15 protein-coding genes and 1 riboswitch are annotated in these 15324 nt (G+C 69.1%); of the genes, 10 read left to right on the top strand and 5 right to left on the bottom strand.

The window, feature by feature from the left end; translation table 11 throughout:
* Positions 1-827: polyphosphate kinase 2 (gene ppk2, locus AB3X43_RS19285; RefSeq protein WP_369431496.1), on the top strand; the 827-nt coding region annotated here is incomplete at its 5' end.
* A 22-nt stretch (positions 828-849) separates the two neighbouring features.
* On the opposite strand, the gene chrA is transcribed toward ppk2, so the two are convergent.
* The gene (gene chrA / locus AB3X43_RS19280; RefSeq protein WP_369431494.1) at positions 850-2208 is read right to left on the bottom strand and encodes a chromate efflux transporter; all 1359 of its coding nucleotides are present in this window, start codon (positions 2206-2208) and stop codon (positions 850-852) included.
* A gap of 78 nt (positions 2209-2286) precedes the next feature.
* Positions 2287-2371, top strand: a riboswitch (S-adenosyl-L-homocysteine riboswitch).
* Positions 2372-2485: 114 nt separating this feature from the next.
* On the opposite strand from chrA, the gene ahcY reads away from it, so the two are divergent.
* From ahcY to AB3X43_RS19260, 4 genes are all read left to right on the top strand, one after another.
* A complete protein-coding gene (gene ahcY / locus AB3X43_RS19275) occupies positions 2486-3934 on the top strand; it encodes an adenosylhomocysteinase (protein ID WP_369431493.1) in 1449 nt (482 codons plus the stop codon).
* Positions 3935-3976: 42 nt separating this feature from the next.
* Positions 3977-4798: a TlyA family RNA methyltransferase gene (locus AB3X43_RS19270; protein WP_369431492.1), complete on the top strand. Its 822-nt coding sequence runs from the start codon at positions 3977-3979 to the stop codon at positions 4796-4798.
* A gap of 36 nt (positions 4799-4834) precedes the next feature.
* A complete protein-coding gene (gene metF / locus AB3X43_RS19265; RefSeq protein ID WP_369431491.1) occupies positions 4835-5674 on the top strand; it encodes a methylenetetrahydrofolate reductase [NAD(P)H] in 840 nt (279 codons plus the stop codon).
* A 164-nt stretch (positions 5675-5838) separates the two neighbouring features.
* Positions 5839-6447, top strand: a complete 609-nt coding sequence (locus tag AB3X43_RS19260; protein ID WP_369431490.1) for an OmpW/AlkL family protein — start codon at positions 5839-5841, stop codon at positions 6445-6447.
* Here the strand turns inward: AB3X43_RS19260 and AB3X43_RS19255 are convergent.
* The gene (locus tag AB3X43_RS19255; RefSeq protein ID WP_369431489.1) at positions 6435-7073 is read right to left on the bottom strand and encodes a 5-formyltetrahydrofolate cyclo-ligase; all 639 of its coding nucleotides are present in this window, start codon (positions 7071-7073) and stop codon (positions 6435-6437) included. The two genes, AB3X43_RS19260 and AB3X43_RS19255, sit on opposite strands and share 13 nt — an antisense overlap.
* Before the next feature lie 171 nt (positions 7074-7244).
* Between AB3X43_RS19255 and AB3X43_RS19250 the strand changes: the two genes are divergently transcribed.
* Together AB3X43_RS19250 and AB3X43_RS19245 are read left to right on the top strand one after the other, a co-directional pair.
* Positions 7245-9293 (top strand): transglycosylase SLT domain-containing protein, encoded by a 2049-nt coding sequence (locus tag AB3X43_RS19250; RefSeq protein ID WP_369431497.1) that lies wholly within the window; start codon positions 7245-7247, stop codon positions 9291-9293.
* A gap of 32 nt (positions 9294-9325) precedes the next feature.
* On the top strand, positions 9326-10297 hold the full coding sequence (locus AB3X43_RS19245) for a complex I NDUFA9 subunit family protein (RefSeq protein WP_369431488.1): 972 nt from the start codon (positions 9326-9328) through the stop codon (positions 10295-10297).
* A 1-nt stretch (position 10298) separates the two neighbouring features.
* On the opposite strand, the gene AB3X43_RS19240 is transcribed toward AB3X43_RS19245, so the two are convergent.
* Complete coding sequence (locus tag AB3X43_RS19240; protein ID WP_369431487.1) at positions 10299-10916, bottom strand: PEP-CTERM sorting domain-containing protein; 618 nt, start codon at positions 10914-10916, stop codon at positions 10299-10301.
* Positions 10917-11094: 178 nt separating this feature from the next.
* On the opposite strand from AB3X43_RS19240, the gene AB3X43_RS19235 reads away from it, so the two are divergent.
* On the top strand, positions 11095-12330 hold the full coding sequence (locus AB3X43_RS19235) for a multifunctional CCA addition/repair protein (RefSeq protein ID WP_369431486.1): 1236 nt from the start codon (positions 11095-11097) through the stop codon (positions 12328-12330).
* A 3-nt stretch (positions 12331-12333) separates the two neighbouring features.
* On the opposite strand, the gene AB3X43_RS19230 is transcribed toward AB3X43_RS19235, so the two are convergent.
* Both AB3X43_RS19230 and AB3X43_RS19225 read right to left on the bottom strand, forming a co-directional pair.
* On the bottom strand, positions 12334-12525 hold the full coding sequence (locus AB3X43_RS19230; protein ID WP_369431485.1) for a DUF2905 domain-containing protein: 192 nt from the start codon (positions 12523-12525) through the stop codon (positions 12334-12336).
* Positions 12525-13718 (bottom strand): class I SAM-dependent methyltransferase, encoded by a 1194-nt coding sequence (locus tag AB3X43_RS19225; protein ID WP_473965153.1) that lies wholly within the window; start codon positions 13716-13718, stop codon positions 12525-12527. The genes AB3X43_RS19230 and AB3X43_RS19225 overlap by 1 nt, the downstream gene beginning before the upstream one ends.
* Between AB3X43_RS19225 and AB3X43_RS19220 the strand changes: the two genes are divergently transcribed.
* Both AB3X43_RS19220 and ttcA read left to right on the top strand, forming a co-directional pair.
* Positions 13717-14088, top strand: coding sequence for a dihydroneopterin aldolase (locus AB3X43_RS19220; protein WP_369431483.1), 372 nt, complete (start codon positions 13717-13719; stop codon positions 14086-14088). The genes AB3X43_RS19225 and AB3X43_RS19220 overlap by 2 nt on opposite strands.
* Before the next feature lie 56 nt (positions 14089-14144).
* A complete protein-coding gene (gene ttcA, locus AB3X43_RS19215; RefSeq protein WP_369431482.1) occupies positions 14145-15119 on the top strand; it encodes a tRNA 2-thiocytidine(32) synthetase TtcA in 975 nt (324 codons plus the stop codon).
* Positions 15120-15324 lie beyond the last annotated feature (205 nt).

The following is a 15324-nucleotide window of genomic DNA, read 5'->3' as shown; positions in this document are numbered from 1 at the left end:
TGGCGTTGTCGGCGGGCTGGCGCGAGGGCGCCTATCCCTACCGCCATCTGCTCTCGCGCAAGAGCTACGAGAAACAGAAGTACCGGCTGCAGGTGGAGCTGCTGAAGCTGCAGGCCTGGGTGAAGGAGACCGGCGCACGGGTGATCATCCTGTTCGAGGGCCGCGACGCTGCCGGCAAGGGCGGCACGATCAAGCGCTTCATGGAGCACCTCAACCCGCGCGGTGCCCGCGTCGTCGCGCTGGAAAAACCCAGCGAGGTCGAGCGCGGCCAGTGGTACTTCCAGCGCTACGTGCAGCACCTGCCGACGCGTGGCGAGATCGTGCTGTTCGACCGCTCCTGGTACAACCGTGCCGGCGTCGAGCGGGTGATGGGTTTCTGCAGCGATGCGCAGTACGAGCAGTTCATGCGCGAGGCACCCGAGTTCGAGCGCAACCTGGTGCGCAGTGGCATCCATCTCTTCAAGTTCTGGTTCTCGGTTAGCCGTGCCGAGCAGCGCCGCCGCTTCAAGGAGCGCCAGGGCCACCCCCTCAAGCAGTGGAAGCTCAGCCCGATCGACCTGGCCTCGCTCGACAAGTGGGACGACTACACCCGCGCCAAGGAGGCGATGTTCCTGCACACCGACACGCCCGACGCGCCCTGGACGGTGATCAAGTCGGACTGCAAGAAGCGCGCGCGGCTCAATGCGATGCGCTATGTGCTGCACCGGCTGCCGTACACGAAGCGGGACCTCGCCACCATCGGGCCGGCCGATCCGCTGATCGTCGGTCGGCCGTCGCTGGTGCCGGGCGGCTTCGAGGACCAGATCGCCTCGAACGGCGCGAGCTGATCCGCACTGCGCATGCGCCGATTCAGCCGCCGATGGCGGTGCGGGCGAGCAGCCCGAGCACTGCGCAGGCGGCGATGACCTGCACCACCGAGCGCCTGTAGCGCAGCAGCGCCACCGCAGCGCCGACCGCGATCAGGGCCGACACCGCATCGAAGCGTCCGCCGAAGCCGCTCGGCCACAGCACGTGGTAGCCGAAGAACAGCGCGAGGTTCAGGATCACGCCGACCACCGCCGCGGTGATGGCGGTCAGCGGTGCGGTGAACTTCAGGTTCTGGTGCGTCGATTCGACCAGCGGCCCGCCGGCCAGGATGAAGACGAAGGACGGCAGGAAGGTGCACCACGTCACCAGCACCGCCGCTGCCGCTCCGGCCAGGAAGAGGTGCTCGGGGCCGAACAGCGCCTGCGCGTGGCCGCCGACGAAGCCGACGAAGGTGACCACCATGATCAGCGGTCCGGGCGTGGTTTCGCCGAGCGCCAGGCCGTCGATCATCTGCGTCGGCGTGAGCCAGCCGAAGGTGCCGACCGCGCCCTGCCAGACATAGGGCAGCACTGCGTAGGCGCCGCCGAAGGTCAGCAGCGCTGCCTTGGTGAAGAACCAGCCCATGCGGGTGAGCGTGTGCTCCCAGCCGAGGCTGGCGGTGAGCAGCGCCATCGGCACCGACCACAGCAGCGCGCCTGCGCCCAGCACCCGCGCCAGCCGCGGCCAGCGCAACCGGGCGTGCTCCGGTGCAGGCGTGTCATCGTCGATCAGCGCAGGGCCTGCCACGGTCTTCGCCGCGCCGTGGCCGCCGCCAGTGCGGAAGGTGTCGGGCGCGAACCGGCCACCCACCGCGCCGATGGCCGCCGCTGCCAGCACGATGGCGGGGAAGGGCACGTCCAGCGCAAAGATCGCGACGAACGCCGCCGCCGCGATGGCCCACAGCGTGGTGTTCTTCAGCGCCCGCGTGCCGATGCGGTGCACGGCCTGCACGACGATGGCAGTGACGGCGGGCTTGATGCCATGGAACAGCCCGGCGACCAGCGGCAGCGTGCCGAACGTGGCGTAGACCCACGACAGTGCGACCAGCAGCGCCAGCGACGGCAACACGAACAGCCCGCCCGCGACCAGCCCGCCGGCCGTGCGGTGCATCAGCCAGCCGATGTAGGTGGCGAGCTGCTGCGCCTCGGGGCCGGGCAGCACCATGCAGTAGTTCAGCGCATGCAGGAAGCGCCGCTCGGAGATCCAGCGCCGGCGTTTGACCAGCTCCTGGTGCATCAGCGCGATCTGTCCGGCCGGGCCGCCGAAGCTGATGCAGCCGAGCTTCAGCCAGAAGAGCACGGCCGCTCGAAAGGAGACGGCCACCGGCGGGATCGTGGTATCTGCTGGTGCTGGCGCTTGCATGGCTTGACCCGGAAAAGCGACGGACACCCGGCGCTGCTTGGCGCAACGGTCCGCCCGAGATGGCTACAATCGCGCCTCGTGTTCGAGGAGCGTTGCAAGATCGGTGGTTGTACCCGATCCCAGGCTCGAACCCCTTTCCACAAGGCAACGGCGCTCACCCGCTCGCCCGCATCGCGGCGAGGGCACAGGGTGAGCCGGCAAGGTTGCCGCTTTCGTGATCCCTGACTGGCCCGCGCGTCGATGCAGTGAGCGGCTCATCCTTCGGAGCCCATTCCTCATGAACGCTGTCGTCAAGTCTGTCCACAACCCCGATTTCCTCGTCGCCGACCTGGCGCTGGCCGCCTGGGGCCGCAAGGAAATCCGCATCGCGGAAACCGAGATGCCCGGCCTGATGGCCATCCGCGAAGAGTTCGCCGCCAAGCAGCCGCTCAAGGGCGCGCGCATCACCGGCTCGCTGCACATGACCATCCAGACCGCCGTGCTGGTCGAGACGCTGCAGGCGCTCGGCGCGGATGTGCGCTGGGCCTCGTGCAACATCTTCTCGACGCAGGACCACGCCGCCGCCGCGCTGGCCGTCAAGGGCACGCCGGTCTTCGCCTACAAGGGCGAGACGCTGGCCGACTACTGGGACTACACCCACCGCATCTTCGACTTCGGCGCCGCCGGCACGCCGGGCGAAGGCCCGAACATGATCCTGGACGACGGCGGCGACGCGACGCTGCTGATGCACCTCGGCCAGCGCGCCGAGCGTGACCTGTCGCTGCTCGACCACCCGACCAGCGAAGAGGAGACCTGCCTCTACGCCTCGATCCGCGCCAAGATCGCCGTCGACCCGACCTGGTACACCCGCAAGGCCGCCGAGATCATCGGCGTGACCGAGGAAACCACGACCGGTGTGCACCGCCTGAAGGAAATGTCGGCAGCCGGCACGCTGCTGTTCCGCGCGATCAACGTCAACGACTCGGTCACCAAGAGCAAGTTCGACAACCTCTACGGCTGCCGCGAGTCGCTGGTGGACGGCATCAAGCGCGCCACCGACGTCATGATCGCCGGCAAGGTCGCGGTCGTCGCTGGCTACGGTGACGTGGGCAAGGGCTCGGCGCAGGCGCTGCGCGCGCTGTCGGCGCAGGTCTGGGTGACCGAGATCGACCCGATCAATGCCCTGCAGGCCGCGATGGAAGGCTACAAGGTCGTGACCATGGAGTACGCCGCCGACAAGGCCGACATCTTCGTGACCACCACCGGCAACAAGGGCGTGATCCGCCACGCGCACATGCTGGCGATGAAGGACCAGGCGATCGTCTGCAACATCGGCCACTTCGACAACGAGATCGAGGTCGCGTCGCTGGAACAGTACGAGTGGGAAGAGATCAAGCCGCAGGTCGACCACATCATCTTCCCCGAAGTGGATGGCAAGCCGGGCAAGCGCATCATCCTGCTGGCCAAGGGCCGCCTGGTGAACCTGGGCTGCGGCACGGGCCACCCGAGCTTCGTGATGTCGTCGAGCTTCGCCAACCAGACCATCGCGCAGATCGAGCTGTTCTGCCACCCGGACGGTTACGACGCCGGCAAGGTCTATGTGCTGCCCAAGCACCTGGACGAGAAGGTGGCGCGCCTGCACCTGAAGAAGGTCGGCGCGATGCTGACCGAGCTGACCGACGAGCAGGCCGCCTACATCGGCGTGCCGAAGCAGGGCCCTTACAAGCCCGACACCTACCGCTATTGATTCACCCCGGCCCCTGCGGGGCCACCGAGAAAGACACACGACATGCGCATCGATCAGCTGATTGTCCAACGGGGCATGGTCCCGACCCGCTCCGCCGCCCAGCGGCTGATCGAACGCAAGGCCGTGCGCTGGCTCGGCCCCAAGGGCTGGCTGGTGCCGACCAAGTCCGGCGAGGACGTGCCCGACGACGCCCAGGTCGAGATCACCGACGACGCGGAGCTGCGCTTCGTGTCGCGCGGTGGCCTCAAGCTCGAAGGCGCCGTCGCGCGCTGCGGCTTCGGCGTGGCGGGGCGCACCTGCCTGGACGTCGGCCAGAGCACCGGCGGCTTCACCGACCTGCTGCTGCAGCAGGGCGCCGTGAAGGTGGTCGGTCTGGACGTCGGCCGCGACCAGCTCGCTGCCAAGCTGCGCGGTGACGACCGCGTGGTCAGCTACGAAGGCATCAATGCCCGCGACGTGAGCGCGTCGGCCTTCGCACAGGACTGGGCTCCGGCCAGCTTCGACGTGGTCGTCGCCGACGTGTCGTTCATCTCGCTGACGCACGTGCTGCCGACGCTGTTCGCCTACATGGCGCCGGACGCCGACCTGCTGGTGCTGGTGAAACCGCAGTTCGAGCTGCAGCCCGAGCACATCGGCAAGGGCGGCATCGTGCGCGACAAGTCGCTGTTCACGGACGTCGAGACGCGCGTGCGCCAGTGCTGCCGCGACGCGGGGATGAAGGTCCACGCCTACTTCCAGAGCCCGATCACCGGTGGCAACGGCAACACCGAATTCTTCCTGTGGGCGCGCCACCTCGATCTGGAGTCCGGCGACAAGCCGATCGCGAAGCCCACGCCCAAGAAGCCTGTCCGAGACGACACCTGAGCAGCTCCGCCTGCGCAGACCACGACTGAACCTGCCATGACGCAAACCGCCTCCCTTCCGCTGAGCCTGGAGTTCTTCCCGCCCAAGACACCCGAGGGCGTGACCAAGCTGGCCGCCGTGCGCCAGGCGCTGTATGCGCTGAAGCCGCAGTTCTGCTCCGTCACCTACGGCGCGGGTGGTTCGACCCAGGACGGCACGCTGCAGACCGTGCAGGCCCTCCTCGACGAAGGGCAGGACGGTGCCTCGCACTTCACCTGCGTCGGCGCCACCCGCGAGTCGGTGCGCGAGCGGCTGGCGCAGTTCCGGGCGATGGGCATGCGCCGCATCGTCGCGCTGCGTGGTGACCTGCCCAGCGGCTTCGGCCCGATGGGCGCGTTCCGCCACGCCAGCGACCTGGTGGCCTTCATCCGCGCCGAGACGGGCGACCACTTCCACATCGAGGTGGCGGCCTATCCGGAGATGCATCCGCAGGCCCGCTCGCCTGAAGCCGACCTGCAGGCCTTCGCGGCCAAGGTGAAGGCGGGGGCCAGCTCGGCGATCACGCAGTTCTTCTACAACGCCGATGCCTACTGGCGTTTCGTGGACGAGGTGCGGGCGCTCGGTCTGGACATCCCGGTGGTGCCCGGCATCATGCCGATCACCAATTCCAGCGGCATCCTGCGTTTCGCGGATGGCTGCGGCGCCGAGATCCCGCGCTGGGTGCGGCTGCGGCTGCAGAGCTTCGGCGACGACACGGCCAGCATCAAGGCCTTCGGGCTGGATGTCGTCACCGACTTGTGCGAGCGGCTGCGGGCGCAGGGCGTGCCGTCGCTGCACTTCTACACGATGAACACCAGCGCCACGGTGCTGGAACTGGCGCGCCGGCTGGGGCTTTGATGCGCCCGCGCCACACGGGCGTTGTGCGGTCCGAATCCCCTGCTGACCCAGATCAAGCGTCCGGCCTGGTGCGGGCGCTGCGCCGGTGAGGCATTGAGACTGCGCAATCTTTGTGCGACAGGCATGGATCCAATGGAGGGCACTGTTCAACCAGGAGTCTCTCCATGTCCAAGAAAATCGGTCTCGCTCTCGTTGCCCTGTGTGCCCTGTCCGCTGCCCCGATGGCGTCGGCGCAGGTGGCCGGTGACACGCTGGTGCGCGTGCGTGCGGTCAACATCGATCCGGCCAACAAGGACACCATCCCGACGCTCGATGTCTCGGTCAGCAGCAAGGTGATCCCGGAAGTCGACTTCACGTACTTCATCTCCCCGAACCTGTCCACCGAACTGATCCTGACCTACCCGCAGAAGCACGACGTCAGTGCCAACGGGGCTGCGGTCGGCACCCTCAAGCACCTGCCGCCGACGCTGACGCTGCAATACCGCTTCAACGACCTCGGTCTGGGCGCCTTCACCCCGTACGTCGGCGCCGGCCTGAACTACACCCACTTCTCCAGCGTCGACCTGGGTGGCGGCACGCTGTCGGTGGACAAGAACAGCTTCGGCCTGTCGCTGCAGGCCGGTGTGGACTACGCCATCGACAGGACCTGGTCGGTCAACTTCGACGTGAAGAAGGTGCAGATCCGCACCGACCTGAGCAGCGGTGGCACCAACCTCGGCACCCTCAAGATCGACCCGCTGCTGGTCGGCGTGGGCGTCGGCTACAAGTTCTGACCCTGGTCCGGCGTCTGATCGCGGTCACGGTCCCAGACCGTGCCCTCTTCGGTCAGCATCGCGTCGAGCGGCACATCGTGCGGCTCGGCCGCCAGCCACGGGATGTAGCCGTGGGCATAGCCGATGCCGGCGGTGAACGGCATCGGCTTGAGTGACGCCAGCGTGCGGTCGTAGAACCCGCCGCCGTAGCCCAGCCGCACCCCCCCCGGCCCGAAGCCCACGCAGGGCACCAGCAGCAGCTCCGGGTGGAATTCCTCGGTGTCCTTGGGCTTCAGGATGCCGTAGGCGTCCTCCTCCATCGGGCAGCCGGGGTACCAGACATGGAAGCGCAACTGCTTCGTGAGCTTGTCGATCACCGGCAGGCCGATGCGCCGGTCCGGATCCGATTCCGTCCAGCGGTAGAGCGCCGGCAGGGCGTCGAACTCGCCCTTGATCGACCAGAACGCGCCGATCGTCTTCTCCTTGCGCGACAGCAGCCAGACCATCAGCACCTCCTGCAGGTGCACCGAGCGCTGGTGGCGGTCGGACATGCCCATGCGTTCGGCCTGGAGCTGCCTGCGCAGCGTCTTCTTGTCGCGGGGCGGTTCGGGGAGCTTGAAGGAAGGGGTGCTGGACGGAGTGCTCATCGGATTTCGTTCTCGGCCACGGTGGGGCGATTGTGCGTGTGCCCGGGCGTGGCGGCAATTCGGGGCAGCATGCCGTGGTTTGCCCGGTCGGTTTGCACGTGCTTGCGACCGCCGGGGTGGCGCGATCAGGGTCCGCCCCTACACTGGCGTCGGGGGTGAACCAAGGTGCGCATGAAGTCAGTGGTGGATGTGGCGAGGGCCGCCGTGGTGGCGGTGGTGACCAGTTGTGGTCTGGCGGGGTCGGTGTGCGTGGCGCAGACCCAGAATGCCGCGACCAGCGAGGCCCGCGCGCTGGACGACCGGCTGGTGCAGGCGCGCGAGGCCCTGCGCAAGAAGGACCGCGCCAGGCTGCTGGTCCACCGCGACACGCTGGTGGCCGCCCGCTACCCGCTGGCGATGTGGGCGGATTACTGGGAGCTGAGCAACCGGCTCGCCGAGTCGAACCAGTCCGAGCTGGACGCGTTCTACGCCCGCTGGCCCGGCACCTACGTCGAGGACCGCCTGCGCAACGACTGGCTGCTCGAACTCGGCAAGCGCCGCGACTGGCGCAACTTCGCCACCGAGTACCCGCGCTTCAAGTACAACGACGACCGCGAGGTGAGCTGCTACGCGCTGCTGCTGCGCCACCACGTCGGCGAGGACGTGCGCGCCGCGGCCCGCGCGAACTGGTTCCTGCAGCGCGACGGCGACGACGGCTGCACGCTGCTCGTCACCACGCTCTACACCGCGCGCCTGTTCAGCGCCAGCGATGTCTGGCTCAAGGCCCGCGAAGCGGCCGAGGCCAAGCGCTTCAACGCGGCGCGGCAGGCGTTGACGCTGCTCGGCGAGGACACCACCGGTACCCCGCTGACCGAGCTGTTCGAGCAGCCGCAGCGCTACCTGGCCCGCCGCACCGACACCGACAGCCGGCAGGGTGCCGAATACGCCGTCATGGCGCTGGCCCGGCTGGCGGCGAGCGACCCGACCGCGGCCGCGGCCGAATTGCAGGACCGCTGGCAGACCCGGCTGGCGCCCGAGGCCGCCGCCTGGGCCTGGGGTTCCGTGGCGCGGCAGGCGGCGATGAAGCTGATGCCGGAAGCGGATGCCTGGTTCCAGCGTGCCAGCGGTGCGGCGGCCACCGCCACCCGCGACATCGACTGGAACGACGACACGCTGGCCTGGCGTGCGCGCTCGGCGCTGCGCGCCACGGATGCGGGCCGCTGGCAGCGCATGCTCGATGCGATCGCGGCCATGAGCGCCGCCGCGCAGGCCGATCCGACCTGGATCTACTGGAAGGCGCGTGCCGTCCAGGCCACGGCCAGGGCGGGCGCCGAGGGCGACGGACAGCGCACGGCGTCCAGCGTGCTCTTCGAGCGGATCGCCGGTCAGATGAATTTCTACGGCAAGCTCGCCGCCGAGGAACTCGGGCACCCGCAGACCCTGCCCGCCCGCCCGGCAGCGCTCACCGCCGAGGAGCGTGCGCAGGCCCTGCGCCAACCGGGCCTGACCCGTGCGCTGGCGCTGATCGCGCTGGGGCTGCGCAGCGAGGGTGTGCGCGAGTGGAACTTCTCGATCCGCGAGCTGGGTGACCGGCAGTTGCTGGCCGCCGCCCAGCGCGCCTGCGACAACGAAGTCTGGGACCGTTGCATCAACACCAGCGAACGAACCCGGCAGGAGATCGATCTGGCGCAACGCTTTCCGATGCCGTTCCGCGCCGACGTGGTCGCTGCAGCGCAGGGTGTGGGGCTGGACCCCGCCTACGTCTACGGGCTGATCCGCCAGGAGTCGCGCTTCGTCACCGATGCCCGCTCGGGGGTGGGTGCCTCCGGCCTGATGCAGGTGATGCCCTCCACGGCCCGCTGGACGGCCAAGCGGCTGGGCATTCCGTACACGCAGGAATCGATCACCGACAAGACCACCAACCTGAAGCTCGGGGCGGGCTACCTCAAGCTGGTGCTCGACGATTTCGGCGGCTCCCAGGCCATGGCGGCGGCCGGCTACAACGCCGGTCCGAACCGCCCGCGCCGCTGGCGCGATGGGCCGGTGATGGAGGTGGCGGCCTGGGCCGAGAACATCCCCTTCAACGAGACCCGCGACTACGTGAAGAAGGTGCTCTCCAACGCCAGCTACTACGCCGCGGTGCTGGGCGGCAAGTCGGTGGTGGACCTGAAGAGCCGGTTGTCCCCGCTGGTGGGGCCGCGTCCGGTGGACGCGCCGCCCGAGAACCGCCAGCTCCCCTGAGCCAGACTCCCCACCCCACGAGGACCACCACCATGCCTGTGCACACTCTGTTGATCCTTGGCGGCACAGGCTTTGTCGGCCGGGCGCTGCTCGCCCGCTGGACGGCAACGCCGGACATCGGGCTCGGGACGGTGCGGATGCCGAGTCGCCGCGGTGTCCGGGGCCGTGACCAGACGCTGTTGCCCGGCGTGCAGGTGCTCGAGGCGGACGTGCACGACCCGCAGCAATTGGATGCGCTGGTGCAGGGCGCCGATGCGGTGGTGAATCTGGTGGCGATCCTGCACGGCAGCGCAGCACAGTTCGAGCGCACCCATGTCACGCTGCCGCAGCAGCTGGCTGCCGCTTGCCAGCGTGCCGGTGTCCGGCGGCTGGTGCATGTCAGTGCGCTGGGTGTGCCGGATGGCGATCCGGCCGCGGCGCCGTCGAACTACCTGCGCAGCAAGGCGCGCGGCGAGCAGGTCCTGCGGGCGGCGCCCGGTCTCGACCTGACGATCCTGCGTCCGAGCGTCATCTTCGGGGCCGAGGACCACTTCATCCGGCTGTTCGCGCGCCTGCAGGCGCTGGTGCCGGTGATGGCACTTGCAGGGGCGCAGGCGCAGTTCCAGCCGGTGTGGGTCGAGGATGTGGCGCAGGTGCTGGTGCAGTGCCTGCGTGACCGCGCGACCATCGGCCAGACGATCGAGTGTGCCGGACCGGATGTGTTCACGCTGGGTGATCTGGTGCGGCTGGCGGGGCGGTGGAGCGGCCACGTGCGCCCGGTGCTGCCGCTGCCGGCGTGGGCGGGGCGCCTGCAGGCGGCCGCCCTCGGGTTGCTGCCCGGCGGGCCGCTGATGTCGTGCGACAACCTGGATTCGATGCGCGTGCCCAATGTCGCCACCGGGCGACATCCGGGTCTGGCTGCGCTGGGCCTGACGCCCGCAGCGATCTCGGCCGTGATGCCGCAGGTGCTGCGCACGGGCTTCACGGCCGAGGACTGGCGGCGTGCACGCGCCGGCCGGAACTGAATCAGCCGCGGCGGCGGCGGCTCACCATGCCGAGCAGGCCCAGTCCGGCCAGCATCATGGCGACCGATTCCGGTTCCGGCACGGCAGCCGCCTGCAGTTGCGGGCTGCTCAGCACCAGGTTGTAGGTCCAGCCGGAGTTGCCGCCACCATCGAAATCACTCCAGCCCAGCCGGAAACCGGACACGGCGGCGTAGTAGGTACCGGGCTGGAGCTGGTAGGTGAACGACAGGAATGTGCTCGGCGTGCTGTTGTCGTCGAAGGCACTGGCCAGCAGCACACCCTCGGGCTGGGTGTTGTCGAACAGCCCGATCACGGGTTTCGCGGCCGCTGTCGGGGTTTCGATCGTCAGCGTGGCCGACAGCGCCGAGCCCACGTCGAAGCGGAAGAAATCGGCCGAGTTGCCACCGCCGCCGTCGAGCACACCTGCTTCGGTTCGGCGGGCACCCGAAATGAACAGATACCCACCCGGCGACAACGTGCCGACCGTCTCGGCCATCGAAGGGGCATCATTGGCGATGCCGGTGCTCTGCTCCTGCTCGATGTAGGCCTGTGCCTGCAGCGAGCCGGTGAGCAGCAGGGTGGTCAGCCCGAGGCGTGTGGCGGTGGATCGAATCGACATGAATGAACTCCCCTGGGAAATAGCGCACTGCCGTTGCAAACATTAAACATTTGGTACGGACCAGTGCCAGTGCATCATTGGATCACTCCATCACATTTCCTGCCTATCCCTGGCTCACGGGTGACGCTTTTGTCAAATGCGGCACATCGGTCGATCCAGGGTGCGGGCAGTGCTTGCCATGCAACTATTTCTGGTCGGCGGAGCCGTTCGTGACCGCCTGATGGGCCGCCCACCCGGTGACCGGGACTGGGTGGTCATCGGTTCGACCCCCGAACAGATGGGGGCGGCCGGCTATCTGCCGGTCGGGCGCGACTTCCCGGTCTTCCTGCACCCCCGCACCCGGGAGGAGTACGCGCTGGCGCGCATCGAGCGCAAGACCGCGCCGGGCTACCACGGCTTTGCCTTCCGCGCTGATCCGGACGTGACGCTCGAAGAGGACCTGGCCCGCCGCGACCTGACCATCAACGCGATGGCCATGGACGGCGACGGCACGGTCATCGACCCCTGCGGCGGTCAGGCCGATCTGCGCGACCGGGTGCTGCGCCACGTCGGACCGGCGTTCGTCGAGGACCCTGTGCGCATCCTGCGGCTGGCCCGGTTCATGGCCCGGTTCAGCACGTTCAGTGTGGCGCCCGAGACGCTGGCACTGTGCCGCGAGATGGTCGCCGCCGGCGAGGTCGATGCGCTGGTGCCCGAGCGGGTGTGGCAGGAGTTGTCGCGCGGCTTGATGGAGGCGGCGCCGTCGCGGATGTTCCTGTTCCTGCGTGAATGCGGTGCGCTGGAGCGGCTGCTGCCGGAGGTGGATGCGCTGTTCGGCGTGCCGCAGCGGGCCGAGTACCACCCGGAGATCGACACCGGTGTGCACCTGATGCTGGTGCTGGACATGGCCGCGCGCCTGGACACGGCGCTGCCGGTGCGCTTTGCCTGCCTGGCGCACGACCTGGGCAAGGCCACGACGCCCGCCGACGTGCTGCCGCGCCACATCGGCCACGAGGTGCGCAGCGTGCGGCTGCTCGGGCCGCTGGCCGAGCGGCTGCGGGTGCCGGTGGAGTGCCGTGAACTGGCCGAGGTCGTCGCGCGCGAACACGGCAACCTCCACCGCAGCAGCACCTTCGACGCCGCTGCGCTGGTGCGGCTGATGGACCGCTGCGACGCCTGGCGCCGCGCCGAGCGCTTCGAGCAGACGCTGCAGGCCTGCGAGTGCGACGCGCGTGGTCGACTGGGATTCGAGGAGCAGGTCTACGCGCCAGCGCCGCGCCTGCGTGCCGCGCTGGCGGCGGCCCAGCAGGTCCGCTCGGCCGAGGTCAGCGCACGGGCGATCGCCCGCGGGTTGAAAGGCCCCGACATCGGCCGGGCACTGCACCAGGCCCGGGTCGAGGCGGTGGACGCGGCGCTGCCACCGGCCGCCGTGTAGCGCTCAGAGCCAGCGCGCCAGCACCAGCCCGATCAGCGTCAGCAGCACGCTCGAACCGAAGGGAAAGTGCCAGCGCCGCGCGCCGATCTTCACGCTGAAGTCGCCGGGGATGTGTCCCAGCCCGATCTTCTCCAGCCAGCCGTGCAGACCGTTGAAGACCAGGCACGACAGCGTGAAGACGATGAGCCAGCGCATCAGAGCGTGTGGCTGCGGTCGCCCGCCACGAAGCCCATCGCCTCGAACGACTCGGCCTCGGTCACGAAGCCGATCACCTTGAACAGCTCGCCCATCTCGTGCTCGGTGACGAGTTTCTGCGCCATGGCCCGGCCACGCAGGTCGGCGCTTTCGAGGTCGGCCAGCAGCCCGCAGTTGAACAGGAAGCGCGCCTGCGAGGTGTAGCCCAGCACCTCCAGCCCGGCGTCCTGCCCGGCGAGTGCCACGGCGGTGAAGTCGACGTGGGCGGTCAGGTCCTTCAGGCCGACGTCGTGCAGCGGGTCGGGGTCGGCCTGGTGGCCGCGGTGGCACATCAGGGTGCCGCCGGTGCGCTGCGGGTGGTAGAACTCGTGCTCGGGGAAGCCGTAGTCGACGAAGAAGGCCGCACCGCGTGCCAGGCCGGCCGCCAGCGTGCCGAGGAAGGCGCTGGCCTGTCGCGGCAGTTCGGTCATGGTGCCGGGGACGAAACCGAGGTCTACTGGCGGGCGCAGGTCGGTCGGCCGGTCGGCCCAGACGAACTGCGGTGCATCGGCCCCGGCGGTCTCGTCCAGCGCCACGCCGCGCTCCTGCCACTGCGCGCCATCCCAGGCGACGAGCACCACCGGCATCGCGTCCAGCACCTCGTTGCCGACGACCACGCCCTCGAAAGTCTCGGGCAGCGTGTCGATCCAGCGCACCTTGTCCGCGTGCTGCGGCACCTGTGCGGCCAGCCGCTGGCGCTGGCGTTGGCGCAGCGTGCCGGAAAGATCGACGATGGTGTAGCGGTCCACCGCGGCGCCCAGCTCCGCCAGCGTCTGCAGCAACTGACAGGCCAGCGCGCCCGAGCCGGCACCGAACTCCCAGACCTCGCGCGTGCCGGTGGCGGCCAGCGCCTGCGCGACCTGGCGGGCCAGCGCGCGGCCGAACAGCGGCGAGAGTTCCGGCGCGGTGATGAAGTCGCTGCCGGAGGCGGGCAGGGCGCCGAACTGGCGGTCGCCGCCGCTGTAGTAGCCCAGGCCCGGCTGGTAGAGCGCCAGCGCCATGAAGCGCTCGAAGCCGATCCAGCCGCCGCTGCGGCGGATCTCGTCGGCGATGAGGGCCTGGAGCGCCGGGACGGCGGGCAGCGGGGCGCTGGCTACACTGGGGATTGAGGCGGTGTTCACCGGCCGATTGTAGAAAGGTAGCCAGTCCCCCATGTCCACCACCCGCGGCACCCAGATCCTGACCCTGACCGGCCTGCGCTTCGACGCCAACCTCGGCATCCTCGACCACGAGAAGACGGCCCCGCAGCCCATCGCCGTCGATGCCGAACTCAACCTCGGCACCCAGCCGCTGACGCTGCCGGACGACGATCTGTTCCACGTCCTCGACTACCGCCGCGTGCGCAAGATCATCATCGACGAGTGCTGTGCCCGGCACGTCAACTTGCTGGAAAGCCTCATCGGCAAGGTCGCGGCGCGGCTGATGGACCTGCCCGGTGTGCTGGGTGTGCGGGTGCGCATCGCCAAGCTGGAGATCTTCGACGACTGCGAGGTGGCGATCCGGGTGGAGACCGGGCAGTGGTGATGTGATGGTGGCGCCATGGTGCAGGGCGCCTGAGTGCGGCGACAATTCCGCCCACCATGCAGACCACCGACACCGATACCGCCCCGCGTTCCGTCACTCCCGAGCGGCGCACCTCCGTCGAGACCAACAAGCTCTCCAAGCGCCTGCACCGCCTCGTCGGCCAGGCGATCAGCGACTACGCGATGATCGAGGACGGCGACCGCGTCATGGTCTGCCTCTCGGGCGGCAAGGACAGCTACGGGCTGCTCGACATCCTGCTCAACCTGCAGCAGCGCGCCCCGATCCAGTTCTCCATCGTCGCCGTCAACCTCGACCAGAAGCAGCCCGGTTTTCCGGCGCACGTCCTGCCCGAGTACCTGGCGAGCCGCGGCGTCGAGTTCCACATCGAGAACCAGGACACCTACTCCGTCGTCAAGCGCGTGATCCCCGAAGGCGACACGATGTGCAGCCTGTGCTCGCGGCTGCGGCGCGGCATCCTGTACCGGGTGGCCGACGAGCTGGGTGCCACCAAGATCGCGCTGGGCCACCACCGCGATGACTTCCTCGGCACCATCTTCCTGAACATGTTCTTCGGCGGCAAGCTCAAGGGCATGTCGCCCAAGCTGGTCAGCGACGACGGCCGCCACACGGTGATCCGCCCGCTGGCGCTGGTCGCCGAGACCGACCTGGAGCGCTGGGCCGCGCACCGCGAGTTCCCGATCATTCCCTGCACGCTGTGCGGCTCGCAGGAGAACCTGCAGCGCGTGCAGATCAAGCGCATGCTGCGCGAGTGGGACCGGCAGCACCCGGGCCGCATCGACAGCATGCACCGCGCGTTCGCCCATGTCGTGCCTTCGCACCTGATGGACCGGGCGCTCTTTCCATTCGAGACGATCCAGCCGACCGGTGCGGTCAACCCGCAGGGTGACAAGGCGTTTGACGAGGACGACGAAGAGGCCTGCGCCACGCCGGGCGCGTCCGCGCTGCCCGCCGAGGCCCGCATCTCGCTGGCGGCATTGCGCCGGCCCGGGACGGGGTCTGGTGGTGGCTGATCCGGCCCGTTCGTGAACAAGGAGATTGCGATGCCCAAGCTGCCCGCTCTGCCCGATGGGCTCTGTACCGACCGCCGTCGCTGGGGGCTGGGGCTGGCCGCTGTCACGGCCCTGGTGCTGCTGCCCGGCTGCGCCGCGTTCAAGCAGATCAGCGTCGAGGTGGTGACCTTCGGTGCCTGGCCCGAGAAGCGCCCGCCCGGTCGCT

Origin of the sequence: Sphaerotilus sp. (genome assembly GCF_041083715.1) — a bacterium.
In the GTDB taxonomy this organism is placed as follows: Bacteria; Pseudomonadota; Gammaproteobacteria; order Burkholderiales; family Burkholderiaceae_C; genus Sphaerotilus.
Note: the sequence above shows the minus strand (reverse complement) of the source record. Positions and strands in the feature narration are given on the sequence as shown.

Coding starts and splice junctions, on each gene's coding strand:
- AB3X43_RS19245 (WP_369431488.1), top strand. CDS start 9,326: ATGCCTGTGCACACTCTGTTGATCCTTGGCGGCACAGGCTTTGTCGGC.
- AB3X43_RS19230 (WP_369431485.1), bottom strand. CDS start 12,525: ATGCGCTGGCTCATCGTCTTCACGCTGTCGTGCCTGGTCTTCAACGGT.
- ttcA (WP_369431482.1), top strand. CDS start 14,145: ATGCAGACCACCGACACCGATACCGCCCCGCGTTCCGTCACTCCCGAG.
- AB3X43_RS19240 (WP_369431487.1), bottom strand. CDS start 10,916: ATGTCGATTCGATCCACCGCCACACGCCTCGGGCTGACCACCCTGCTG.
- AB3X43_RS19260 (WP_369431490.1), top strand. CDS start 5,839: ATGTCCAAGAAAATCGGTCTCGCTCTCGTTGCCCTGTGTGCCCTGTCC.
- AB3X43_RS19270 (WP_369431492.1), top strand. CDS start 3,977: ATGCGCATCGATCAGCTGATTGTCCAACGGGGCATGGTCCCGACCCGC.
- AB3X43_RS19250 (WP_369431497.1), top strand. CDS start 7,245: ATGAAGTCAGTGGTGGATGTGGCGAGGGCCGCCGTGGTGGCGGTGGTG.
- AB3X43_RS19235 (WP_369431486.1), top strand. CDS start 11,095: ATGCAACTATTTCTGGTCGGCGGAGCCGTTCGTGACCGCCTGATGGGC.
- metF (WP_369431491.1), top strand. CDS start 4,835: ATGACGCAAACCGCCTCCCTTCCGCTGAGCCTGGAGTTCTTCCCGCCC.
- chrA (WP_369431494.1), bottom strand. CDS start 2,208: ATGCAAGCGCCAGCACCAGCAGATACCACGATCCCGCCGGTGGCCGTC.
- AB3X43_RS19225 (WP_473965153.1), bottom strand. CDS start 13,718: ATGGGGGACTGGCTACCTTTCTACAATCGGCCGGTGAACACCGCCTCA.
- ahcY (WP_369431493.1), top strand. CDS start 2,486: ATGAACGCTGTCGTCAAGTCTGTCCACAACCCCGATTTCCTCGTCGCC.
- AB3X43_RS19220 (WP_369431483.1), top strand. CDS start 13,717: ATGTCCACCACCCGCGGCACCCAGATCCTGACCCTGACCGGCCTGCGC.
- AB3X43_RS19255 (WP_369431489.1), bottom strand. CDS start 7,073: ATGAGCACTCCGTCCAGCACCCCTTCCTTCAAGCTCCCCGAACCGCCC.